The following is a 22,629-nucleotide window of genomic DNA, read 5'->3' as shown; positions in this document are numbered from 1 at the left end:
TACCCCCAGCAACGGCAAGTACCAACCCACCCCCTGGTTCATCGGCACCCCACAGGAAGCCCTCGACCTGGCCTGCGACCTCTACGTGACCCCCCCTCACGGACTGACCACACCAGATCCGAAAGTCAACCCCCGAGAGACTTCCAGGCAAGGCCACTAAGTTACTCGCGGGTACCGCCAACGGCTGTCCGCAGGTTCCTCAACCCCGGGCACCGTCATGGGGGCCGGGGCGGCGGTCGCCGTACTCATCCAGGTCGTCTTCATGAGCTGAGGACGGTCCGGGCTCTCGGCTCGGCGGTTGTCACCGGGCTTGCTAGCGGTGGGCGCACTATGCCGGGATGAGGCCGAGTTGCCGCAGTTGTGAGTAGAGGTCGACGACGCCCCAGATATCGGTGATCTGGCCGTCGGCGAAGCGGATGATGAAGATCTCGCGGTAGGTGACGGATTTGCCGGTCGGGGGCATGCCCCGGTATTCACCGGAGTTGGTCCCGGTGACCGTCTGCCGAGCGACGATCTTGTCTTCCTCGGCGATCAGGTCCTCGAGCGTTATACGGATGTCGGGAAACGCGCGCAGGAGGACTTCCCATATGCGCTTTTGCGCCTGCACCGCGTTCGCGTCAGTCCGCTCCGCCGTGTGGAACCGCCCGTCCGGGTGAATGAGCTCGTCGATCGCCTTCGAGATGACCTCCAGATCGCCGCTGTTGATGGCCTCGTGGAAGCGGTGGTACGTCTCCTTGTTGCGTGATTCCTGAGCTGTCGACATGGCGCCTTCTCCTTGGATCGAGATGATGCGGTCATGGACGCCCGGCGATGACACCGGCGCCTCGGTAACTACCGACGAGATAGCCCCTCGGATTGTGACGCCGATGCCGGCCGGCTGTGATGATCCGCTTCCCCGATCCTGGTGCCACCCTTCACCGCCGACGGAGCGGCTCGCGACACCAGTGGACTCTCGCGGTATTAACAAACCGGCAACCGGTTTGTTAAAAGGGAGGATGCGGTGGCCCGGACAGTTGATCAGGCCGCGCACGCCGGACGGCGGGCGCACTTCCTGGACGCGGCGGAGCTGTTGCTGCACACCAAGGGTTACGAGCGGATGAGCGTGCAGGACGTCTGGTCCCTGGTGGGGCGCCTCCAAGGGGGCCTTCTACCACTAGAAGGCCCAGCGGCGCGACCTGCTGGTCGCGCTGCTACGCGTCTGACAGTCCGACGACAACGCCGTCGTCCGGCAGAAGCTGCGCCCGGGCGTCGCCGACCGCATCGCACCCCTGCTGGCCGACATCCTTGAGCAACGGATCCTCGGCCTTGCCGAACACTGCCTCGTGCTGGTCGAGCCCGCCGTGCTGCGCCCCTGGTTCACCGCCACCGCCGCTTTCGACGACACCCCGACCTCATGAAAGAACGCCGGCCATGACGATCGCCCTGGGCATCTTGATCGCTCTGTTCTACCGAGCTTCGCCGCCGGGCTGGTCGCCGGCATGAACCTTATCCAGATCTTCATCCACCGCTTCAACCAGCCACTGGCCGAGAGCCGGCGACCGCCCGCGCCGGCGGCACCCAACATCACCATGTCGTACGCCATCCAGGCCAGGCCCGCCCTCGGCTGGCGCGAGATCATCATCATGGCCGGGCTGTCGGTCTGGGCGCTCTACGTCATCGTCACCCAGATGCTGGCAGGGTAGGACGCCAGGAACAGCGAACGTCGCTCCGCCTCGGCGTTCATGGCGGCCAGCGGATGATCCCGCGCAACGACCTGCTCACCTCGGTGGCCGGGCTGGGGTCGTAGCCGTCGCTGCCGCATGATGCCCGCTCACTTGTCGACGGCCCATACCGCGGCGGCGATCGGCTCGAGCCCCGTGACCAGCTCGTCGAGCTCGTCCGTACTGAGCACGTCGTACGCCGGCGCTGCCAGCTCGTCGGTGAGGGCGTCGATCCGCTCCCTGGTCTCCCGGCCGGCGTCGGTGAACCCGCCGGCAGCGTCCACGAGGCCGCGGCCACGCAGCCTATCGACGACGGCGGCCAACTGTGCCTTGGGCAGGTGGTGGATCCGGCCGAACTCCTCCGCCCTCATTCCGAGGGAAAGAGCCATGAGGACGTGGGCCTCGGTGCCGCCGATGCCGTGGGCGAGAAGGGCGGCGTTGTGGCCGTCCCCGCGGTGCTCCCGCAACAGCGTCGCCGCGTGCCATAGCCTGGCCACTGACTCCTCGGGCACATCGAGCGCCTGGAGCCCGGCGTACAGCGCTCGACCCTCGGCCGGCGCGCTGACCGCTGCCCGGGTGGCGAGGTCGGCGATCCGCACCAGACCAGGGGAGTCGGCGAGCTCCCCGATCATCTGCCGCAGCGCGGCGGCGCTGCCCCGCTCGCGCACGGCGATCGCCTCCTCCGGGCTGATCTTCCCCCACACCCATGGGATGTGGCGCGCCACCTCGCCGTCGGCGAAGTTGTAGAAGACCGCGTGCACCACCGCGGCCGGTGCCAACCCCAGCGGCGCGGCCCGGCCCGCGAAATACCCGTCCCAGTAGTTGCGCATACCGAGGGCCAGGAACGCCTCGTTCGCCACCTCGGAGAAGGTGACGGTGGCGATCGGCTCGACGAGCTCGAACATGCGGTGGACCTTGGCCCGTGGGTGCTGCAGCATCGGTCGGCATCTCCCTTGGTCGTGACAGTGCCCTCGTGGGCGACCGCTCACCCTAGCTACGAACAACGCGGCCCAGATTCGACAACTCCGGTCGATAACTCCCGGTCGATTCTGCCGGACAGCGTCGGGGTATCACCGGACTCGGTTGCCGGGGTCTGGTTGCTGGCTGGGCCAGACTTGGTCCGTGCTCACCACAGGTCATATCGACCACCCGTCTGCGTAGAGAGCCCTCGTCCGCAGGTTTGGACGTACGCCGATGAGCCTGGACCAGCGGAAGCGCCCGCGACACCGTTCCTTGAGGCCGCCGATCCTCGAGACCGCCGACAGCATCCAACGACGGCGAAGGTGGCCGAGGCGCGTACCTCGGGTTCGAGGGACATTTCGACCAGCGCAAGGTCGTACTGGGAGGCTGCGCCCACCCCTGCGGGACCCCTTGCCAGCATGAGCTTTCGTGTCTGAGGTGCCCCATAATCAGCATCTGCCCGAAGATGCTGCCCCGGCTCGACGAGATCGAAGAAGATCTCCTTGCCCGCCGGCAACGCGCCGTTGACGAGAACTGGCAGGGCGAGATCGAAGGCATCGACCTCACCCTCACCTTCCTGCACGCCACCGCCCACCGCGGAGTGCAAAGAAGCCTCCGACAGCGACAGACTGATGCGATAAATTCGCGTTTGCCCAAGCCGGATGAGGAGGAACGGTGGCGCTTAGCCTGCCGGACGCGATCACTGCACTTGCCGACACTCGATCGCCGCGCCGCCGCGCCGCCGCAAAGAGGCTGCGTGCTCTGGCCGACCCCGCAGCTGGCCCTGCGCTGCTCGACACCCTGCGGCGAGAGATCCGTGATCCGCGGACCTGGGAAACGCAATACGAGATGATCATGGCACTGGCGACGTGCGGTCACCAGCCCGCTCTCCCGCTGCTCAGAGAACTCGCGCTCAAGCCGCTGGACGCCACGATGATCTATGTCGCCCTTGGCGACGGAATCGTCCGACTCGGCCGAGACCACCCCAACGATCCGGCGCCGCTTGACTGGTGTCTGAGCACGGGCAACGACATGCTCGCCGACGGTGCCCTGCGTGCGGTCGCGATGCTCCGCCTCACTCTTGACGAGCCCGCCATCGACCGCATCCTGAACTTTGTCGAGGAGCGCACCCCCTACGACGGACTTCGCTTCTGGCCTGCGGCCGCAGCAGCTGGCTGGCACGGCCCACGCGTCAAGGCATTCCTCACCGCATGCGTTTCCTTCCCGCGAGAGGACGTCGCCGATGCCGCCAAGGCTTCGCTTGAGGGGCGGTACGAGACCTACCGGCTCTGACAACACAGTGCAGAGAAGATCAGAGACCTGCGTGTAGGTCGACAGCACCTGACCGCCGTGAATGACCATGGTCCGGCCGCTCAGGGTCTTGCCGCGTACGGGGAACCGCTGGCCATCGGATGAGCTTATAGTGCCGCCGCCGAACACCTTGGCCTCCGGCGGGCAGCCAGGCGATGAAGGAGCTGGCGCAGTTTCAGGCCCAGATGATCCGAGCGGGTCTGATCGCGCTTGCCGTACAACCGCAGCTGCTCCAGCTGCTCCTCGGAGAACATCTTCTCGGACAACGCACCACCTCTACCTGCCGTACCGGACGAAACCGGAACGAAGGTAGTGGCAGTGATCACCAACCAGTCAAACGCGGCCGTTGCCGCAGGTCGGGCGGTACTTCGTGGGAAATTTCTTCATTACTACCGGCACCCGTTGCAGGAGGGCGAAGTCGGCGTCGGCCGCCTCGGCCGCTTCGGGGTAGGCCTGTGTCCTCTCACACTCGGCGAGGGCCCGGTAGATGCCTTCCAGGGTGGACTCGCGGATGGCTTCGCGTTCGGTCTCGGCCAGCGCGGTGAGTTCGGCGGCGTCACGGCCCAGCCGTTTCATCTCAAACACCGTCAGGACGACCCGGCAGTGCGGGGCGTGCGCCTTGATATGCCGCGCCAGCGTGAGCGCCGCCTCGAATCGCGGGGGCACCTTCACCCGGGTCGAGATCTTCTCGCGGCCGATGCCGTGCGCGGCCAGCTGCGCCTGTAGTTCCTGGGTGAGGGCGGAGCCGGCTACCGCGTCCGAACGCGACCGGCACGGCGAACCCGCCGCGACGGCGCATCGTGGGCACGGGTGACGTTCGACCTCATCGGCGCGGGTGTGTTCCTCGGCGATTGCAGACAGATGAGCAACCCTGAATTGGTCCTCAATAAGCCCACAGGATCGGACCTTATCGAGTGTACCGATTCCTGCCAGGCTGGGTGGCATGACAACGACAGCAACTCGCTTCGACGGCCAGGTGCTCACGCCTGGCGACGCCGGCTACGACACCGCCCGTACCGTCTGGAACGCCATGATCGACCGGCGTCCACGCATGATCGTCCGCGCGGCAGGCGTCGCCGACGTGGTCGCCGCCGTGCGGATGGCCCGCGAACTGGACCTCGAGATCGGCGTGCGCTGTGGCGGCCACAACGTCGCCGGCTTCGCCGTGCCCGACGGTGGTCTCATGATCGACCTGACCCCCATGGGCGGCGTGCGGGTCGACCCGGCCCGCCGCCGGGCCCGGGTGCAGGGCGGCGCGTTGCTCGGCGCGCTGGACCGGGCGTCCCAGGCTTACGGCCTGGCCACCACCGCCGGCAACGTCTCCCACACCGGCGTCGGCGGGCTCACGCTCGGCGGCGGCATGGGCTGGCTGGCCCGCCAGTGCGGCCTGGCCTGCGACAACGTCGTCTCCTACACGATGGTCACCGCCGAGGGCGACGTGGTGACCGCGAGCCGCACCGAAAACCCCGACCTGTTCTGGGGCCTGCGCGGCGGTGGCGGCAACTTCGGCATCGTCACCGAGTTCGAGTTCCAGTTGCATCACACCGGCACGCGGACGCTGGTCGCCGAGTTCGACTTCCGCGCCGAGGACGCCGTCCCGGTCATCGAGGGCTGGCGCGATCTGAACGCCGTCGCGCCCCGGCAGGCGACCTTCACCGCCAATGTCGGCAACGCTCCCGCCGGCCCGATCGCCACGCTGGGGTTCGTATGGGTCGGCGACCCGGACGATGGCCGCCGGCTGCTGCCCGCGATGCGGGCGCTCGGGCGTCCCGTCGCCTCCCGCGTCACCACACCGTCCTACCTCGAACTGCAGCAGCGCGAGGACTCCACCGGCGGCCATGCCTACCGCCGCTATTCCAAGGGGCACTACCTGCGGACCTTTCCCACCGCGGCGATCGAGGCGTTCCTGCTGCGCGGCGGCACCGACCTGAGCGCGAGCCCGGACCTGCCGGGCGTCGGCCTGCAGGCGCACGGCGGCGCGATCGCCGATGTCCCGGAAGCTGACGCGGCGTTCAGCCACCGCGGCACGATGTTCGAGTTCGGTGCCGGCTCCCGCTGGACCGACCCGGCCGAGGACGACGCCAGGACGGGTGCCGCCCGTGCCGCCGGTGCCTCGCTCGAGCCGTACGCCAGCGGGGTGTACGTCAACTCGTTGACGGCCGACGAACTGGCCGATGGGCAGCGCGGCGTGCGGCGGGCGTACTCGGCCGCGAAGCTGACCAGGCTGACCGCGGTGAAGACCGCGTACGACCCGGCGAACGTGTTCCATCTGAACCAGAACATCCGTCCGGCACTGTGACGGGCCGCGTCAGGATTCCCGTACCTCCCGGATGGCCGTCGCCAGCAGCGCGACCCCCTCGGCGATGGCGCTCTCGCTGAGGATGGCGTAGCCGAAGATCAGGCCACCGGGCCCGGCGCCGGCGATCCGGAACGGCCCGACGCCCTGGATGCCGAGCCCGTGCCGGGCGGCTGCCGCCACCACCGCCGCCTCGTCGAGGTCGGGCGGGAGCCAGGTGACCACGTGCTGCCCGGCGGCGATCCCGGCCGGTCGCAGATCCGGCAGATGGGTGCGCAGCGCGTCCAGCAGCGCGTCTCGGCGGCGCCGGTACACCGGACGCATCCGGCGCAGGTGACGGTCGAACTCGCCGCGGCCGAGAAAGTCGGCGAATGTCAGCTGGTCGATGACCGACGAACCGCGGTCGGCGAGCAGCTTTTCCGCGGCGACGTCGGCGACCAACTCGGGAGGCACTACCATCCAGCCGAGCCGCAACCCCGGCGCGAGCGTCTTGCTGGCCGTGCCGCAGTAGACGACGTGATCGGGCGCCAGGCCCTGCATGGCTCCCACCGGAGACCGGTCGTAGCGGTACTCCGCGTCGTAGTCGTCCTCGACCACGATCGCGCCGCTGCGCCTCGCCCAGCGGATCACCTCGGCCCTCGCCGCCGCCGACAGCACCCCGCCGGTTGGCCACTGGTGCGACGGCGTGAGGACCAGCGCGTCGGCGTCGGCCAGGTCGAGGGCGTCGACCTGAACGCCGTCCGGACCCACCGGGATGCCGACCACGTCCAGTCCAGCGGCCCCGGCCAGCACCCGGGCATCGTCGTCGGACGACGGGTCTTCCAGGGCAATCCGCTTGGCGCCGCGTCGCGCGAGCACCTGGATCAGCAGCGAGATGCCCTGCCCGTAGCCGTTGCAGATGACCACGTTGCCGGGGACGGCCAGCGTGCCGCGTACCCGGTTGAGGTAGTCGCACAGGGCTTGGTGCAGTTCGGGCACGCCGCGCCCGTCGAGGTAGGCGAACCGGTCGTTGGGTGTGGTGGTGAGCACCGTACGAACCGAGCGCAGCCAGGCGGCCCGCGGGAACTGCGACACGTCGGTGCGGCCGTACCCGAAGTCGACCCTGAAGCCGACGCTGCGGGCGGCCGGCTGCGCCGTCGAAGCCGCCATCGAAGCCGCGGAGCCCGCGCCGGCGGCGGCCGGCGGCATCGACGCGGCGACCTGGGTGTAACCGCCCGATCGACTGGCAAGGTAGCCCTCGGCCACGAGCTGCTGGTATGCCTCCACGACCACCCCGCGGGAAACCCCGAGCCCGGCCGCGAGGGTGCGGGTGGGTGGCAGCGACGCACCCGCTCGCAACCGACCGGCCCGGATGCTCGCGCGGATGGACGCCTCGATCTGCCGGTGCAGTGGCATCCCGGCGTCGCGGTCCAACTCGATGAGCAAATCCTCGGCCAGCCCGGAATTGGTCCTCAATTGCCCCACAGGATCGGACCTTACCGGCGTGTACCAATTCCCGCCAAGCTGAGTCTCGCCCCTACGGCGGCGACTGGAAAGGACTGAATACCTATGGGCGGGCAAGGACCAGCACATCATGATCCCGGGCTGGCCGTACTCGTTCGTGGTGGCGTTGGAGACGGGCCGCAGCTCGTGGACTGCGCCGCTGGATGCGCTCCGGCTGGCGCCGGGAGATGATCTGGCCGCGGTGACCGCCGCCCAGTTGCGCGAGGTGGTCGAGCGGCTCATGGCTGCCGGGCATTGGCAGTGCGGTGATCCCGACATCCTGATCGTGGCTGATGCGGGCTATGACGGGCCGCGCTTGGCATGGTCGTTGCGTGATCTGTCCATTCAGATCCTGGCCAGAATGCGTTCGGATCGGGTGCTGCGCCGGGCGGCCCCAGCACGGGTGCGGGGGACCAACGGCCGGCCACCGCGCCATGGGGGCGAGTTCATCTTCGGCGACCGGGACAGTTGGGGCGAGCCAGACGTGGACCCCGAGACCGACACCCGCCTGTACGGGCGCGCCACCGCCTGGGCTTGGGATCGGCTGCATCCGCGGTTGACCCGCCGTGCGGCCTGGGCCGATTCGGCTGAGCTGCCGATGATCGAGGGCACCGTGATCCGACTGGAGGTGGGCCATCTGCCCAGCGGGGCGATCCCGAAGCCGGTGTGGCTGTGGTGGTCCCAGGTCGATGCCACAGCAATCGAGGTGGACCGGATGTGGCAGGCGGTCCTGCGCCGCTTCGACATCGAGCACACCTTCCGCCTGCTCAAGCAGACCCTCGGCCGGACCTGCCCCAAGATCCGCGATCCGCGGGCGGCTGATCGCTGGACCTGGCTGATCCTGGCCGTCTACACCCAACTCCGGCTGGCCCGCCCCTTGGCCGCCGACCTACGCCGCCCTTGGGAGAAGCCTGCATCCCCGCAGCGTGCTGCCATGGGTAGCGCTCAGGTTGGGAGTCGAGGCGCTCCTGCTGGTCTGGGCGGTCTGGGCCACGGTGGCGGCGAGGGACGCTCGCTGGGCGCTGGCAAGCGCGATCTACGCCTGGACCGGCCTTGCTCTCTTCCAGTTCGGCGGCGGGGACTTGACCTGGCACAGCACACGCGACTTCCTCTACTGGGGCGGATCATCACTGCTCGTGCTCATCTCCCTTGCCATGGCCCGTCGTAGCAAACGGGTGATCTGAGGGCATCCAGCATCAGCGGGCCGGTACGCGAGCCTCGCAGGATGTCCACCTCGCCCGGCCGCCACCACCGCGCACCCGGGAGCGATAGGTGCGCCGGGTTTCGGCCGGCAGCGCACTTCCGAGATGGCGTCAATCTCGGAAGTGGGGCGAATACGGTCGGGCGGTTGGATCACTGCGATATCTGAAAGATCCCTGCACGGAGTTGCGCCGGGACGCCGCCGCCTCCTATCTTGGAATGGTCGTTCCAAGATAGGAGGCGGTCAGATGCCCGACATCAAACACTTCGATCCCGACGCGACTCTGGACCAGGTGGTGAACCTGTTCTGGCAACGTGGGACCGACAGCGCCGGCATCGCCGATGTCGTCCAGGCGACCGGGCTCAGCCGCTCCAGCCTGTATGCGACCTTCGGCGGCAAGACGCAGCTGCAGGCCGCCGCGCTGGGCCGTTATCTGGAGCGGCAGTCGCGGCCGGTGTTCGAGGCTCTGGCCGCCGACGCCCGGGGCGTGCCGGCCATCGCCGCGTTCTTCGAGCGGCTGGTAGCGGCGCGGTGCGCGGGGGAGCACGCCCGCTGGGGATGTCTGGTCACCAACAGCCACGCCACGGCGAGCGGTGGCCTGCCGGAGATCCGCGAGGTTCTGGATCGCCACCACAACGCACTCCGGGCGGCGATGCGCGCCGCGCTGGAGGCCGCGCGCGCCGACGGCCAACTCCGAGCCGACCTGAATGTGGAGGCGGCCGCCGAAGCGCTGACTCTGCAGGCCTACGCGGTCAACCTGCGTTCGCGAGCCGGCGCCGAGCCGGCCGTCCTGCTGGCGGGCGTGCACGCCGTAATTGACGGTTTCACCACTACCGAGGAGAGATGATGAGCGGTTTTCGCACCTACGACGAAACCGACGCCCCCGAGGCCGCCCGCCCTATGTTGGATGCGGCCAAGAAGCGGATGGGGTTTGTGACCACGCTGAACGGGGTGATGGCCGAGTCGCCGGAACTGCTGGCCGGCTACAACGCGCTGGCCGAGCAGTTCGGCAAGTCGTCGCTGCCGGCGGCGGCCAAGCAGGTGGTGCTGATCACCGCCAGCGTGGAGAACGGCTGCGAGTACTGCGTGGCCGCCCACTCCACGCTCGCGCTGCGCGCCCGGGTGCCTGCCGAGGTGGTTCAGGCTCTGCGCGCCGGTCAGCCGATCGCTGACCGGGCGCTGGAGGCGGTGCGCCGCCTCACCCAAGCGGTCGTAGCGCAGCGGGGCTGGGTGGCCGAGGCCGAGATCGAGGCGTTCCTGGCCGCCGGGCACACCCGCCGCCACGTGCTGGACGTCGTGCTCGGCGTCGGTATGAAGACGCTGTCGAACTACACCAACCACATTGCCCACACTCCGCTGGATCCGGCTTGGGCCGATCAGCAGTGGAGGCGGGAGCAGGCGACGGCCTGACCCGTTGCCTGCTCCGCCTGGGTGCCGTCAGGGTGATCAGCCTGTCTCGAAAAGGACTCGTGCGGCAGCTTTATCGCCTTCGACCTCGACGAGCCCGCGGGTATCGTCGAGGGTGAGCGCACCTGCGGCCAGCCCGAGAATGATCGAGGCGTCAGCGCGTACGACGGCATCGAGATCGCCGCCATCGTGCGGGGTCACCTCGATGCCCGAGCCCGTCGCCCGCAACTGGAGCAGCCGGCCGTCGACCGCGATCCCCACCCTCGACGTCTGCTGTGCGGCCGCTCTGGGTCACCTGCTCGAGGAATGCCTGATCCACGGCCACGACATCGCCACAGCCGCCGGGCGCTCGTGGCCGATCCAGCGGCACCACGCTCTGCTCGCGGTCGAGGGCGGCGTGCTTCCGCTCATCGCGGCACTGCCGCCCACGGCCTTGGTGAACCAGGACAAGGCCGGATCCTTCCGAGCTCGCTTCGACCTGCGCCTGCGTGGAGGCGGGCGCACGTTGATGGTCTTCGACCGCGGTTCGTTGACACTCGACTCGGCGTCCACACGCGACGCCGACGCGCGCCTGTTCGCCGACCCTGCGGCTCTCATGATGGTGTTCATCGGCCGGCAAGGAATAGCCAAACCGCTTCTGGGTGGAAAGCTCGCCGCTTGGCGCCCTCGGCCATGGAAGCTCGCCCGCATGCTCACCGTCATCAGCCCCCCGTAAGCTGCTTGATCGCCTGCTCGACACCCGGTGACGCGGCAAGGCCCGGATGCCGCCTATCCGGGTCCTGACATCTCGCTCGTGGTGCGGACGCCCTGCGGTTCGCCGGCGACCCAGTTCCAGCCGGTGATCGTGGTGCGCATCAGGCGGGCGGCGGTCGACAGGTGGCTGTCGGCGCTCCAGTAGAGCGTGACCACGCGACGGCAGTCGGGGCTGTCGACGGTGATCGCGGCGAGGGGGGCACGGATGGAGCTATGCCGGGCGAAGGAAGGGACGAGGCCGATGCCGAGCCCCGCGCCGATCAGCTCGGCGATGGCGCTGAGCTCATCGACCTCACAGACGATCTTCGGCGTGAGTCCTCTGGCGGCGAAGAGCCGGTCGAGGAGGCGGCGCTGCCAGTGCCCCTTGCGGGCGGCGACGAAAGACTGGTCGGCGAGCTCGTTGATGCTCACTGAGGTACGGCCCGCCAGTGGATGATCGAGTGACGTGGCCACCCACACCGCGTCATCAAGCAGCTGAACCGCCTCCAGGCCCTCGGCGTGGATCGGCTGCGAGGCGACACACAGATCGACCTCTTGGGCCCGCAGGTGGCGGGCCATGTCCTCGGCCGCCGCCCAGCGGAGTTCGACCTCGATAGAGGGATGAGCTCGCTTGTAGGCCGCCAGCGGCCCAGTGAGGGTGAGGAACGTCTCCGACGCCAGCCGCACCGTGCCCACGCCCTCGCTGGTGGCCTCGGCGACGGCTCGACGGCCCGCGTCGAGCTCGCCGAGAGAGCGTTCGACGTAGTCGCGGAAGAGCTTGCCCGTGTCGTTCAGCCGGAGCCGGCCGCTGCGATCGAACAGCGGTGTGCCCAGTTCGCTCTCCAAACGGGCGATGGTACGGCTCAGCGAAGGCTGGGCGACGCGCAGCTCGTCGGCCGCGCGGCTGAGGTGTTCAAGCCGCGCCACCACCAGGAACTGCCTGAGCGTGTTCAGCTCCATCATGCCTCTCAATACATAACAGCATAGCGATATTGATCTTAGACAAGATAACCCACGAGCCATAGCGTCGATGCCGAACAACATAAGGGGGGATATCCCATGCTCACCATGCCCGCGCATCGGACGACACCGACGGGGTGGACACTGCGGGCCGTCGTCAGCGCGCATGTGGTGGCGGTCGTCGGCCAGCCGGTGTTCGCCGGGGCGTACCTGACCGGTGACTTCGACAGTCTGCGCTGGCACGCGATCGGCGCCGACGTGGTCACTTCCATCGGCTACCTGCAGGTGATCGTGGCGATCGTGGTGTGGATTCGGCTGCGTCAGGTCTGGCCGTTCCTGGCTACGATGGCGGTGGCGGCGGCCGAGACCGTGCAGTACTTCGCCGGGTTGGACGGCGCGCTGTGGTTGCACATCCCGTTGGGTGTGATGACCGTCGTCGCGCTCGTCGTGCTGTTCATCGCCGTCTGGCTGGGCGGCGGTCACGTACGTGACGACAAAGCGCCGCGGCGGGAGGTCCACCATGCGTGAGGGTGTGACCCGGCGGCGGGTTCTGGGCATCGGCGGGGCGCTCGGGCTGATGGCGGCCACTGGGCTGTCTGCCTCGGCCGCGCTGGCCCGCCGCCCGTCGATGACCGGTGCCGAGTTGCGCAGTGCCGTACCGCTGCCGCCGCCGTTCCAGGTGCCGCTGCCGATTCCCGCCGTGCTGGCGCCGGTCGGCACCTCGGGCGGAGCCGACCGGTACGAGATCACCCAGCGTGAAGCGAGCGCGGAGATCCTGCCCGGGGTCAGGACAGCACTATGGACGTACGAGGGCACCTTCCCCGGGCCGACGATCGAGGCGCGCCGCAGCCGGCCGATCACTGTGACGCACCACAACGAACTGCCCGTGCCGACCGTCGTACACCTGCACGGCGGACGGACCCCGGCGGCCTCCGACGGGTACCCGACCGACCTCGTCCTGCCCAACGGCTGGCCGCAGGCCACCACGCACATGGGGCACGGCTCCGCGCATGCCATGCGTGATCCGCGGGCGGCTGTGACCGAGCTGACGCGCGACTACACCTTTCCGCTGGATCAGCGGCCCGCGCTGCTGTGGTACCACGACCACCGGATGGACTTCACCGCCCCCGCGATCTGGCGCGGCCTGGCCGGGCTGCAGATCGTCCGCGACGACGCCGAGGACGCCCTCGGCCTGCCCTCGGGGCGGCGCGAACTGCCCCTCATGATCGCCGACCGGGCGTTCGCCGCCGACGGCGGCCTCGCCTATCCCGCTCTGCCCGGACGGCCGGGCGTACAGGATCCGTATCTCGCCGGTGTCCTCGGTGACGTGATCCTGGTCAACGGCGCCCCCTGGCCCGTGCACGAGGTCGACGCGGCCCGCTACCGGCTGCGCGTCCTCAACGCCTCCAACGCCCGCCACTACGAGCTCGAAGCGGTCAGCGACGACGGGCGCCCGCTCGACCTCGTCCAGATCGGCGCCGATCAGGGACTGCTCGCGGCGCCGGTCACCCACCGGCTCCTGCCGATCGCGCCCGCCGAACGCTACGACGTGATCATCGACTTCACGGGCCTGCCGGTCGGCAGCCGGGTGAGAATCGTCAACCGGCTGGGCTCCGGGCGTACCCGCGACGTGATGGCCTTCCGCGTCGCGCGCAAGGCCACCGACGACAGCCGCATCCCCGGCATCCTTTCCACGGACCTGCCGGACTGGCGCCGCTCGGAGGCCGTCAGGACGCGCGAGTTCTCCTTCCGCACCGGGCGAATGGGCGGCGACCATGGCTGGCTGATCGGCGGGCTGCCGTTCGACCCCGCCCGCTCCGATGTCACCGTCGGTCTCGGCGATGTCGAGGTGTGGCGGCTGGTCGCCGACGTCCATCACCCCGTCCACCTGCACCTGGTCGGCTTCCGGGTGCTCTCGCGCGGCGGCCGGCCGCCATTGCCGCACGACGCGGGGCTCAAGGACACCGTCTCACTTCGGCCGGGCGAATCGGTGGAGATCATCACCCGTTTCGACGGCTACCGCGGCCGTTTCCTCTTTCACTGCCACAACGCCGAACACGAGGACATGGGCATGATGGCCAACCTTGAGGTCAGCTGACTTTCCTACGCGCGAGGTTTGGCCTTGTGGGCGTGGCGGGCGGCTTTGAACGTCTCGGGCAAGAACCGGTGGATGAGGGCGGTGCGTTTCGTGGCTCTGTCGCCGGCCACGACATGGTCCTTGCCCGCCATCAGGGCATCGAAGCCCTGGTGTGCCACGTCGATGCGGCTGTTCTTCTTCGCCCCCGTCCCGAAGGCGGTGTTGGCCATACCGGCACGGGCGTGGAAGTCGCTGTCGGTGGCTCCGGGCAGCAGGGCGGTCACGCTCACGCCGTGCTCCTTCAGTTCCTCACGCAGCCCTTGGGCGAACATGTAGGTGAAGGCGCGGGAGGGCCCGTAGACGGTCTCGTACGGCGTGGGCAGGGTCGCCGACAGGGATGAGGTGATCAGGATCCTTCCGTTGCGGTTGGCGGCCATATGCCGGGCCACGTGCTTGGCCAGGTGGACGACCGAGGCGACGTTCAGGGAGATCAGGTCGAGTTCGTCGTCCAGGTCGGTGTCGAGGAAGGCTCCGCCGATGCTGCGTCCGGCATTGAGTACGGCTGCCTCCACCGGCCGGCCGGTAGCCTGCGCGGCCTGCCAGACGGCCTCGACGCCGTCGTATTGGGCGAGGTCGGCTTGTACCGGGATGACCTGGGCGCCCTCCTCTTCGAAGGCGGCCGCGGCCTGGTAGATCTTGTCGCTGCGGCCGGTGACCACCAGGTCGTAGCCGTCGCGGGCGAACAACCGAGCCAGTTCGTAGCCGATCCCGGCCGACGCGCCGGTCACCAGCGCCAACGGTCGGCCGGACGAGCGGGGCGTGGTGGCGCGCACGATGTGCTCCTTCGGGCGTTCGTCCTGGTACGGCAACGGCTTAAGAATCCCCCTTCCCTCGCAGGTCAGGGCCATGCTTCCGGGAAGCCAGCGACGTGACGGAGACCTCCCACAGGCGGGCGGCCTGGTCGGCGTCCAGCGCGTAGTCCGCGGCGCCGCTCTCCTGGAAGCGGGCCAGCACCTCGGGGTCGATGTGGCGCATCAGGTTCGTGCGGACCACGCCTGGTATGACGGTGATGCCGTCGCCCGCCCGCCGCCGGGCGGCCTCGACCGCGAACAGCGCGTTGGCCGTCTTCGACTGCCCGTAGGTGGTTTGCGGGTCGTACGGGCGCCGGCGGTCTGAGCCCATGAAGGTCAGCTCTTGGCGAGTGCTTCGCGGCGGATCCACTGCAGCAGGGTGGGGTTGTCGACAGTGGTGATGACGCTCAGGGTGGTACGGAAGTAGCGATCGTCGTCCAGCAGTGCCAGCATGCTCGCGGCCACGTCCGTACGGGCGGTGAACCTGCCGTCGGCGTGGCCCTCGACGACGGTGTAGTCGGTGGGCGACGGCAGGTGGTAGAGCCCGCTCGGGCGCACGATCGTCCAGTCGAGATCGCTGGCGCGGATCAGCGTCTCCATCCGCCGCATGTCGTCGTACAGCGTCTTGCCCAGCACCTGCGTCACGTACGGCAGCACGACTCGGTTGAACAGGAAGCCGCCATCGGAGTACGAGTGCGGGGCGACCCCGCTCGAGCTGACCACGGCGAGGCGACGCATCCGATGCCGCTCCATCGCGGCGACAATATTCGCCACACCCCGCGAATAGGTGCTGATCGGCTCCTTCCCGGCGGGCACCCCGAGCGTCGACAGCACCGCATCCCGCTTCGCCACGGCGGCGTCGACGGCCGCCGCATCGAGCACGTCGGCACCGACCACCTCGAGCCGATCATGGCGCAGCGGAAAGGAGCCCGGCTGCCGGGTGACGGCGGTGACCCGATGTCCGGCCGCGAGTGCCTGGCCGGTGAGCAGGCGGCCGGTCGGACCGTTGGCTCCGAAGACCGTGATGAACATGACGGCTGTCCTTCCTTGGTAGCGACACCATCTGAGTGGAGTAGCGCTGGCGGCGCGTGTGGTCAGTTGGTGGACCGGCGGGCCTGGTTCGCCTCGCGAACGACCGCCCAGGCGTCCGCCACCGGACCCAGGTGCCGCAGCTTGTCGGGGTTGAGCACCGCGCGGATCGTCTGGATCTGCCCGTCGAGGGTGTCGAGCGCCAGGATGTTGACGACGTTGCCGTCCCGGTCGCGGAAGATGGCGCCCGGCCGGCCGTTCACCTCGTGCGGCTCCACGACGCCGCCGATCCGGGCGAACGGCGCGACGATCGCGGCCAGCGTCCGGGCTACATTCGCGGCGCCGAAGACGCCCTTGCCCCACAGCGGGCCCTTGCCTCCACTGTCGCCGATCATCTGTACGTCGGCGGCGAGCAGCTTCCGCAGGCCGTCGACGTCCCCTTCCCGGAAGGCGTCGAAGAATCGTTCGGCGAGTTCCGCTCGCTCCCGTCGATCGGCCTCGAACCGGGCGCGGCCCGCGTCCATGTGGCGGCGCGCCCGCACGGCGAGCTGGCGGCAGGCCGCCTCCGACCTGCCCACCGCCGAGGCGACCTCCCCGAAGCCGAACCCGAACACCTCCCGCAGCACGAAGACCGCCCGTTCGAGCGGGCTGAGCCGCTCCAGCAGCAACAGGGCCGCCATCGATACCGAGTCGGCCAGCTCCGCCGACCGCTCCGGATCCTCGTACGGGTCGGCGAGCAGCGGCTCGGGGAACCACTGGCCGGCGTACTCCTCCCGCCGGACGCGTGCCGAGCGCAGCACGTCGATCGCGATCCGGGACACCGTGGCCGACAGGAACGCCTTGGTCGAGGCGGGTCGCGTCGGGGATGCCTCGTAGCGCAGCCAGGTCTCCTGGACCGCGTCCTCGGCTTCGCTCACGCTGCCCAGAATCCGGTAGGCGATGGAGAACAGCAGCGGCCGCAGCTCCAGGAACTCCTCGGCGCGCGTCATGCCAGCTCCTCCTTGAAGCCCTGCCGCCAGGAGGGGTAGCGCAGCTGCCAGCCCAGCTCCCGCTTGGCTTTGGCGTTGGAGAAGCCGCGCCCCTGGGTCATCATCGCCACCGCCGTACTCCCGGCCAGCGGCCGGGCGAGCCACACCGGGACCCGCATCGGCGGCTTCGCCCCCGCGCACGCCGCCAGGTAGGGCAGCCACTCGCGGGCCGGGGCCGGCTCGTCGTCGACGATGTTGAACACGCCCTTCACCTTGCGCTCCACGGCCAGGAGAGTGGCGCTCGCCGCGTCGTCGAGATGCACCCATGAGCTGTAGCCGGCGCCGTTCCCGACGACCGGGTACTGCCGCTTGCGCACGAGCTCGACCTGGTCATCGGTGGCGCCCGGCCCGTAGAACGCGCCGTAGCGCAGGACCGCGCCGCCGGCCTTGACGACCACGTCCTCAAGGTGGCGGATCGCCGCCGCCCCCTTGCCCGTGCTCGTCGGGTCCAGCGGGTCCTCCTCGGTCTTCACCCATCCGCCCTCGCGGATGCCGTTCCAGGAGCCATAGCTCTGCGCGACGAAATGGGATACACCGGTCGCTTCGGCGGCGGCCAGCAGATGGTCCGTCCCCTCGGCGCGCAGCCGGTTGGTGGTGGCGAACCACCGGTCGAAGTGCTTGATATCCGGCTTGCCGGAGATCGCCGTCATCTGGTGCACGATCACGTCCGGCCGGGCCTGGGCCACCGCCTCACCGACCGACATCGCATCCAGCCCGTCCATCACGACCGCCTCGGCGCCCAGCCGCTCCAGCAGGCCCCGCTTGGCCGTGCTCGTCGTCGTCGCCGTCACCTCGTGGCCACGCGCCACCAGCAGCGGCACCAGCCGCCGCCCCAACACCCCGGCCCCGCCCGCCACGAACACCCGCATGACCATCACCTTCCAGATCCCAAAGCCTGTCTTCGGAACCCGAGACGAGACAGCCCGCCCATCTGTGACATGCGACCAGAAGACAGCCGCCTAGGACGTTCGCACCCGGCCGGCCCGGGACTCCAGGTAGCGCTGCTCAGCGATACTGGCCGTGGACTTCGCGGCGAGCCGGAAGTGCTCGTACGCCCCCGCCGCGTCTCCCGCCTTCTCCAGCAGATGCGCCCGTACAGACAGCAACCGGTGATGCCCGGCCATCCGCTCATCACTGTCCAATGTGGCCAGTAGGGCCAGCCCGGCCTGCGGGCCCTCGGTCTCGGCGAGCGCGATGGCCCGGTTGAGGGTGACCATCGGGTTGGGCGCGATCCGTTCCAAGACCAGGTACAGCGCGTGGACTTGTGCCCAGTCGGTCGCCGCGGCCGTGTCCGCGTCGTCGTGGGTGGCGGCGATGGCGGCCTGCAACTGGTAAGGCCCCAGCGCCGGGCCGGCCAGTGACGCCTTGACCAGTTCGGTGCCCTCGTCGATCAACGCGCGGTCCCACTTCGTACGGTCCTGCTCATCCAGCGGCACCAGGTCGCCGGTCGCCGTCGTACGCGCCTCACGGCGGGCGTCGGTCAGCAGCATCAGCGCGAGCAGCCCGGTCACCTCGTCGTCCTCGGGCAGCTGCGCGTGCACCATCCTGGCCAGCCGGATCGCCTCGTGCGCGAGGTCGGTGCGGTGCAACTCGCTGCCCGAAGAGGCGGTGTAACCCTCGTTGAAGATCAGGTAGAGCACGTGCAGGACGACCCGCAGCCGCTCCTCGCGCTCCGCGCCTTCCGGCAGGCTGAACGAGCTGCCGGCCGCTTTGATGCGCTGTTTGGCCCGGCTGATCCTGGCCGCCATCGTGGCCTCCGGGACCAGGAACGCGCGGGCGATCTCTGCGGTCGTCAGGCCGCCGACCGCACGCAGCGTCAGGGCTGTCTGGGAGGCCGCGGTCAGCGTCGGGTGGCAGCACAGGAACAGCAGGACGAGCGTGTCGTCGGTGTCCGGCACGTCCTCGGGCACCACCTCGGTGGCCGTCGCCGACTCCCGTTCGCGGCGCGCGTGGTCACTGCGCATCTGGTCGATGAGCCGCCGGGACGCGACGGTCATCAGCCAGCCGCGCGGGTTGTCCGGCAGCCCTTCGGCCGGCCACTGCACGGTGGCGGCGAGGACGGCCTCCTGCAGGGCGTCCTCGCACGCCTCGAACTGCCCGTTCCGCCGTACCAACATGCCGAGGACCTGCGGCGTGAGTTCACGCAGCAGGTCCTCGATGGCCGATGTCGTCATGCCTCCAATTGTCCGTCAGCGAACATCACCTGCCGCACCTCTACCCCCAGACCCTCGATCGCGGTGTCCGGGATCTGCGTCGCCAGCTCGATCGCCCGCTCCTTGTTCTCGCAGTCGATCAGGTAGAAACCGCCCAGATACTCCTTCGCCTCCAGGAAAGGGCCGTCGGTCACGACCGGCTGGCCGTTGCGTACGGACACCACGGCAGCCTGCGACGGGTCGACCAGCGCCTGGGTGGTGATCAGCTCGCCGGACTTCTTCAGCGCCTCGATGAACGCGCCGTGGCCGTCGCCGATCGCCGCCTTCTCCGCGTCGGTCAGCGCGTCCAGCACGGCCGGGTTGATGTGCATGCTGATCAGGAACTTCATTTTGTACTCCTCGTGGTCGCGAGCCCCGGCCGGGGCCCTTCGACCGGTTGGTCGGAGCCGCCGCCGTCGTCTTGACATCCCCCAGCCAAAACTTACCCGCGACTTTTTCACTGTCGCGCGACCGCGGCGATGTCAAGAAGCTCGCGACCGCTCCGACCTCCCGGCGAAACGTCGATCGAACAAACGGGAGTTTCGGATATGCGAGTCCACCGGGCGTGGCTGGGACTGATCGTCCTGGTGCTGCCGACCTTGCTCGTCGCCATGGACATGACGGCGCTGCTCCTCGCGCTCCCACAGCTGAGCGCCGGCCTGGGCGCCACCAACGTCCAGCAGCTGTGGATCAGTGACAGCTATGGATTCATGGTGGCCGGCCTGGTCATCACGATGGGTACGCTCGGCGACCGGATCGGCCGCCGCCGGCTGCTGATGATCGGGGGAGCGGCGTTCGCGGTGCTGTCGGTCGTCGCGGCCTTCTCGGTCAGCCCGCTGATGCTGATCGTCGCGCGTGCGCTGCTGGGCATCGCCGGCGCGACCCTGATGCCGTCCACACTCGCTTTGATCACCAACATGTTCCACGATCAACGGCAGCGCGGGCAGGCCATCGCGATCTGGGCGACCTGCCAGTTCACCGGCGGCGCGCTCGGGCCCGTGCTCGCCGGATTCCTGCTTCAGCACTTCTGGTGGGGCTCGGTGTTCCTGGTCGCCGTGCCGGCGATGGCGTTGCTGCTGCTCGCCGGGCCGGTCCTGCTGCCAGAGTTCCGCACCGACCGGGCCGGCCGGCTGGACCTGGCCAGCGTCGGGCTGTCGCTCGTGGCGGTGCTGTTGATGGTGTACGGGATCAAGCAGCTGCCGGTCGAGAGCGTACCGGTCGTCCCGGCGGTGGCCCTCGTCGTCGGCGCGGCCATCGGAGTGCTGTTCGTACGCCGGCAGCTGCGGCTGGAGACGCCTCTGCTGGACCTGCGGCTGCTCCGCAACCGCCCGTTCACGGCCGTACTCATCGCGCTGGTCTTCGCCGGCATCGCCATGGCCGGTACGGGCCTGCTGGTGACCCAGTACCTGCAGAGCGTGCTGGGCTTCTCGCCGGTCGCGTCGGCGCTGCTGTTCGCGCCCATGGGCCTGGGTACGGCGGTCGGCACCATGGCCGCTCCGGCGCTGGCCCGGCGGATGAAGCAGCCGACCGCCATCGCCGGCGGGCTGGTGGTGTCGGCGCTGGGCAGCCTGCTGCTGGTCGGCGTCGGCGGGGCGAGCGCCCTGCCGCTGGTCATGATCGGCATCACCGTGCTGGCTCTGGGCACCGGCCCGCTGTTCGCACTGGGCACGGGGCTGGTCGTCGGGGCCGTACCGCCGGAGCGCGCCGGATCGGCGGCGTCGATGTCGGAGACCAGTAACTACTTCGGCGGTTCCCTCGGCTTCGCGCTGCTCGGCGTGGTGGCCGCGGTGGTCTACCGCGGCCAGATGGACGGCACGTCCGACTCGCTGGCCGGCGCGGTCGCCGCCAGCCGGCACCTGTCCGCCGGCCAGGGCGCGGAACTGCTGCACGCCGCGCGGGAGGCGTTCACCGCTTGCGTGCACGTCACCGGCGCCACCGCCGCCGTCATCTTCGTCGGGCTGGCCGTACTGATCCTGACCATGCGCCCGGCGACCCGGACCACCCCGGCCGCACTTCCCGATTACGAGGCGGCTCGCACATAGCAGTAGTTCGTCCCACGAAGTTTGTTAGCCTGGGTCGGTGAGTAAAGATGTCGACGGCCAGATCGGGACGGTGGCCGCACTCGTACGGTCCACCTTTCTGGTGAATGCCGTGTACGCGAATTCCGCTTGGCGCTCACCCCCCCCGGGGCGCCAAGCTGGTCGACGAGTTCTACGCCGAGACCTGCCGTCGCGCCGAGGAACTGACCTCGGGATTCGCCCCGGCCGAACGCGACACGCTCGCCGCGCTGCTCGGCCGGATCGTGGCGGACAACAAGGTGCCCACCGTCTTCGTGGAACCGGATCGCCCGCGCTGAACCGCTGCGCGAAAGTTGCAGTTCGTACTGCGAACCAATATGGTTCGTAGTACGAACTCAACGCGCCGCGCGGCACACCGAGGCGCGCTGACGATCATTCGCAGAGAAAGGCGGCACCTTGTCCGCACATAACGTCGTCTTCGGTTTTGGCGCGCATTCCAGCATCGACGACATACCTGAGCTGTTGCGCTTGGTCCAGCAGGCCGACCAGGACGGGCTGGACATCTTCACCTTGTCCGACCATCCCTACATAGGCGGGCGCCTGGACGCCTATGCCGCGCTCGGCTTCATCCTCGGGCGTACACAGCACATCGCCGGCTTCGCCAACGTCACCAACCTGCCGACCCGGCCGCCCGCCATGCTGGCCAGGACGGTGACGTCGCTGTCGGCACTGTCGGACGGCCGGATCGTGCTCGGCATGGGCGCGGGCGGGCTGTGGGATCGCATCGCCGACATGGGAGTGCCGCGGCTGACGCCCGGCGCGGCCGTGGACGCCTTCGAGGAGGCGATCGTCCTGATCAAGCTGCTGTCGGGCGGCGGCCCGCCGGTCACCTACGAGGGCAACCACTACCGGGTGCACCAGATCGAGCCCGCTCCCGTCGCCGCGCCGCCCGTGTGGACCGGCTCGGTCGGCGCGAAGTCCCTGGCCGCCACCGGCCGGGTGGCCGACGGCTGGATCCCCGGCCACGCGGCCGACTGGCTCAGCGAACGCTACCGAACCTCCCGGCCGATCATCGACGAGGCGGCGGCGTCCGTCGGCCGCGATCCGAGCGAGATCCGTACGGTCTTCAACTTCCCCGGACGCATCACCGACCGGCCGCTGCCTGCCACCCGCGACCGCGACGGCCGCTGGCTCGGCGGCTCCGTCGGCCAGTTGGTCGAGGAGCTGACCGGAGCCGTGCTGGAGCACGGCGCGTCGGGCTTCACGCTCTTCTCCGACGGCCATGGCGCCGCTGACCTCACCGTCCTGGCCCGCTGGGCCCAGGAGATCGTCCCGTCCATCCGCGAGGCGATCGCGAAGTAGCGCGACACCGGCCGCATGCCGCT

General features: G+C 69.3%; 27 protein-coding genes. 12 read left to right on the top strand and 15 right to left on the bottom strand.

Translation table 11 applies throughout. The features are described 5' to 3' along the window. Positions 1-328: 328 nt before the first annotated feature. A complete protein-coding gene (locus AB0L53_RS57880) occupies positions 329-1,078 on the bottom strand; it encodes an ester cyclase (protein WP_364015221.1) in 750 nt (249 codons plus the stop codon). Between the two features lie 112 nt (positions 1,079-1,190). Then, positions 1,191-1,316 carry a hypothetical protein gene (locus AB0L53_RS57875; RefSeq protein ID WP_364015218.1) on the bottom strand — a complete coding sequence of 42 codons (126 nt, stop codon included), beginning with the start codon at positions 1,314-1,316 and terminating at the stop codon, positions 1,191-1,193. Between the two features lie 162 nt (positions 1,317-1,478). On the opposite strand from AB0L53_RS57875, the gene AB0L53_RS57870 reads away from it, so the two are divergent. After that, a complete protein-coding gene (locus tag AB0L53_RS57870; RefSeq protein WP_364015215.1) occupies positions 1,479-1,682 on the top strand; it encodes a hypothetical protein in 204 nt (67 codons plus the stop codon). 128 nt (positions 1,683-1,810) lie between these two features. Here the strand turns inward: AB0L53_RS57870 and AB0L53_RS57865 are convergent, their stop codons facing one another. Then, positions 1,811-2,638 (bottom strand): helix-turn-helix domain-containing protein, encoded by an 828-nt coding sequence (locus AB0L53_RS57865; protein WP_364015212.1) that lies wholly within the window; start codon positions 2,636-2,638, stop codon positions 1,811-1,813. 697 nt (positions 2,639-3,335) lie between these two features. Between AB0L53_RS57865 and AB0L53_RS57860 the strand changes: the two genes are divergently transcribed. Next, entirely contained in the window at positions 3,336-3,953 is a 618-nt protein-coding gene (locus AB0L53_RS57860; RefSeq protein WP_364015209.1) for a hypothetical protein, read from the top strand. Positions 3,954-4,078: 125 nt separating this feature from the next. Here the strand turns inward: AB0L53_RS57860 and AB0L53_RS57855 are convergent, their stop codons facing one another. Both AB0L53_RS57855 and AB0L53_RS57850 read right to left on the bottom strand, forming a co-directional pair. After that, on the bottom strand, positions 4,079-4,237 hold the full coding sequence (locus tag AB0L53_RS57855; protein WP_364015206.1) for a hypothetical protein: 159 nt from the start codon (positions 4,235-4,237) through the stop codon (positions 4,079-4,081). Between the two features lie 67 nt (positions 4,238-4,304). Then, positions 4,305-4,916, bottom strand: a complete 612-nt coding sequence (locus AB0L53_RS57850; protein WP_364015203.1) for a hypothetical protein — start codon at positions 4,914-4,916, stop codon at positions 4,305-4,307. Between AB0L53_RS57850 and AB0L53_RS57845 the strand changes: the two genes are divergently transcribed. Next, the gene (locus AB0L53_RS57845; protein ID WP_364015200.1) at positions 4,915-6,270 is read left to right on the top strand and encodes an FAD-binding protein; all 1,356 of its coding nucleotides are present in this window, start codon (positions 4,915-4,917) and stop codon (positions 6,268-6,270) included. The genes AB0L53_RS57850 and AB0L53_RS57845 overlap by 2 nt on opposite strands. 9 nt (positions 6,271-6,279) lie before the next feature. Here AB0L53_RS57845 and AB0L53_RS57840 read toward each other — a convergent pair whose 3' ends face one another. Continuing rightward, positions 6,280-7,731 carry a PLP-dependent aminotransferase family protein gene (locus tag AB0L53_RS57840; protein WP_364015197.1) on the bottom strand — a complete coding sequence of 484 codons (1,452 nt, stop codon included), beginning with the start codon at positions 7,729-7,731 and terminating at the stop codon, positions 6,280-6,282. A gap of 64 nt (positions 7,732-7,795) precedes the next feature. Between AB0L53_RS57840 and AB0L53_RS57835 the strand changes: the two genes are divergently transcribed. From AB0L53_RS57835 to AB0L53_RS57825, 3 genes are all read left to right on the top strand, one after another. Continuing rightward, complete coding sequence (locus tag AB0L53_RS57835) at positions 7,796-8,917, top strand: transposase (protein WP_364015227.1); 1,122 nt, start codon at positions 7,796-7,798, stop codon at positions 8,915-8,917. Between the two features lie 280 nt (positions 8,918-9,197). Continuing rightward, positions 9,198-9,797 (top strand): helix-turn-helix domain-containing protein, encoded by a 600-nt coding sequence (locus tag AB0L53_RS57830; RefSeq protein ID WP_364015194.1) that lies wholly within the window; start codon positions 9,198-9,200, stop codon positions 9,795-9,797. After that, the gene (locus tag AB0L53_RS57825) at positions 9,794-10,360 is read left to right on the top strand and encodes a carboxymuconolactone decarboxylase family protein (RefSeq protein WP_364015192.1); all 567 of its coding nucleotides are present in this window, start codon (positions 9,794-9,796) and stop codon (positions 10,358-10,360) included. Before AB0L53_RS57830 ends, AB0L53_RS57825 begins: the two co-directional genes overlap by 4 nt. A gap of 36 nt (positions 10,361-10,396) precedes the next feature. Here AB0L53_RS57825 and AB0L53_RS57820 read toward each other — a convergent pair whose 3' ends face one another. Then, positions 10,397-10,558 (bottom strand): hypothetical protein, encoded by a 162-nt coding sequence (locus AB0L53_RS57820; RefSeq protein WP_364015189.1) that lies wholly within the window; start codon positions 10,556-10,558, stop codon positions 10,397-10,399. Between the two features lie 4 nt (positions 10,559-10,562). On the opposite strand from AB0L53_RS57820, the gene AB0L53_RS57815 reads away from it, so the two are divergent. Next, positions 10,563-11,072, top strand: a complete 510-nt coding sequence (locus AB0L53_RS57815) for a hypothetical protein (RefSeq protein ID WP_364015186.1) — start codon at positions 10,563-10,565, stop codon at positions 11,070-11,072. Positions 11,073-11,125: 53 nt separating this feature from the next. On the opposite strand, the gene AB0L53_RS57810 is transcribed toward AB0L53_RS57815, so the two are convergent. Then, positions 11,126-12,052, bottom strand: a complete 927-nt coding sequence (locus tag AB0L53_RS57810; RefSeq protein ID WP_364015183.1) for a LysR substrate-binding domain-containing protein — start codon at positions 12,050-12,052, stop codon at positions 11,126-11,128. 96 nt (positions 12,053-12,148) lie between these two features. On the opposite strand from AB0L53_RS57810, the gene AB0L53_RS57805 reads away from it, so the two are divergent. Then, positions 12,149-12,577 (top strand): hypothetical protein, encoded by a 429-nt coding sequence (locus tag AB0L53_RS57805; RefSeq protein WP_364015181.1) that lies wholly within the window; start codon positions 12,149-12,151, stop codon positions 12,575-12,577. Beyond that, a complete protein-coding gene (locus AB0L53_RS57800) occupies positions 12,570-14,147 on the top strand; it encodes a multicopper oxidase domain-containing protein (protein ID WP_364015178.1) in 1,578 nt (525 codons plus the stop codon). The genes AB0L53_RS57805 and AB0L53_RS57800 overlap by 8 nt, the downstream gene beginning before the upstream one ends. A 5-nt stretch (positions 14,148-14,152) precedes the next feature. Here the strand turns inward: AB0L53_RS57800 and AB0L53_RS57795 are convergent, their stop codons facing one another. The 7 genes from AB0L53_RS57795 to AB0L53_RS57765 form a co-directional block, all read right to left on the bottom strand. After that, on the bottom strand, positions 14,153-14,959 hold the full coding sequence (locus AB0L53_RS57795; protein ID WP_364015175.1) for an SDR family NAD(P)-dependent oxidoreductase: 807 nt from the start codon (positions 14,957-14,959) through the stop codon (positions 14,153-14,155). A gap of 40 nt (positions 14,960-14,999) precedes the next feature. Further along, positions 15,000-15,308, bottom strand: coding sequence for a hypothetical protein (locus AB0L53_RS57790; protein ID WP_364015173.1), 309 nt, complete (start codon positions 15,306-15,308; stop codon positions 15,000-15,002). A gap of 5 nt (positions 15,309-15,313) precedes the next feature. Beyond that, positions 15,314-16,009 carry an NAD(P)H-binding protein gene (locus AB0L53_RS57785; RefSeq protein WP_364015170.1) on the bottom strand — a complete coding sequence of 232 codons (696 nt, stop codon included), beginning with the start codon at positions 16,007-16,009 and terminating at the stop codon, positions 15,314-15,316. A 62-nt stretch (positions 16,010-16,071) separates the two neighbouring features. Beyond that, positions 16,072-16,995: an RNA polymerase sigma-70 factor gene (locus tag AB0L53_RS57780; protein WP_364015167.1), complete on the bottom strand. Its 924-nt coding sequence runs from the start codon at positions 16,993-16,995 to the stop codon at positions 16,072-16,074. Then, positions 16,992-17,903, bottom strand: a complete 912-nt coding sequence (locus AB0L53_RS57775) for an NAD(P)-dependent oxidoreductase (RefSeq protein WP_364015164.1) — start codon at positions 17,901-17,903, stop codon at positions 16,992-16,994. Before AB0L53_RS57775 ends, AB0L53_RS57780 begins: the two co-directional genes overlap by 4 nt. Positions 17,904-17,993: 90 nt before the next feature. Continuing rightward, positions 17,994-19,208 carry a DUF6596 domain-containing protein gene (locus AB0L53_RS57770; RefSeq protein WP_364015161.1) on the bottom strand — a complete coding sequence of 405 codons (1,215 nt, stop codon included), beginning with the start codon at positions 19,206-19,208 and terminating at the stop codon, positions 17,994-17,996. Continuing rightward, positions 19,205-19,576: a YciI family protein gene (locus AB0L53_RS57765; RefSeq protein WP_357955210.1), complete on the bottom strand. Its 372-nt coding sequence runs from the start codon at positions 19,574-19,576 to the stop codon at positions 19,205-19,207. The genes AB0L53_RS57770 and AB0L53_RS57765 overlap by 4 nt, the downstream gene beginning before the upstream one ends. Before the next feature lie 198 nt (positions 19,577-19,774). Between AB0L53_RS57765 and AB0L53_RS57760 the strand changes: the two genes are divergently transcribed. The 3 genes from AB0L53_RS57760 (at position 19,775) to AB0L53_RS57750 (ending at position 22,606) form a co-directional block, all read left to right on the top strand. Next, on the top strand, positions 19,775-21,268 hold the full coding sequence (locus tag AB0L53_RS57760; RefSeq protein WP_364015157.1) for an MFS transporter: 1,494 nt from the start codon (positions 19,775-19,777) through the stop codon (positions 21,266-21,268). 104 nt (positions 21,269-21,372) lie between these two features. Continuing rightward, complete coding sequence (locus AB0L53_RS57755) at positions 21,373-21,582, top strand: hypothetical protein (RefSeq protein ID WP_364015154.1); 210 nt, start codon at positions 21,373-21,375, stop codon at positions 21,580-21,582. Positions 21,583-21,700: 118 nt separating this feature from the next. Continuing rightward, positions 21,701-22,606 carry an LLM class flavin-dependent oxidoreductase gene (locus AB0L53_RS57750; RefSeq protein ID WP_364015151.1) on the top strand — a complete coding sequence of 302 codons (906 nt, stop codon included), beginning with the start codon at positions 21,701-21,703 and terminating at the stop codon, positions 22,604-22,606. The last annotated feature ends 23 nt before the right edge of the window (positions 22,607-22,629 follow it).

Origin of the sequence: Nonomuraea sp. NPDC052129, from assembly GCF_040680095.1 — a bacterium.
GTDB lineage: Bacteria > Actinomycetota > Actinomycetes > Streptosporangiales > Streptosporangiaceae > Nonomuraea.
Note: the sequence above shows the minus strand (reverse complement) of the source record. Positions and strands in the feature narration are given on the sequence as shown.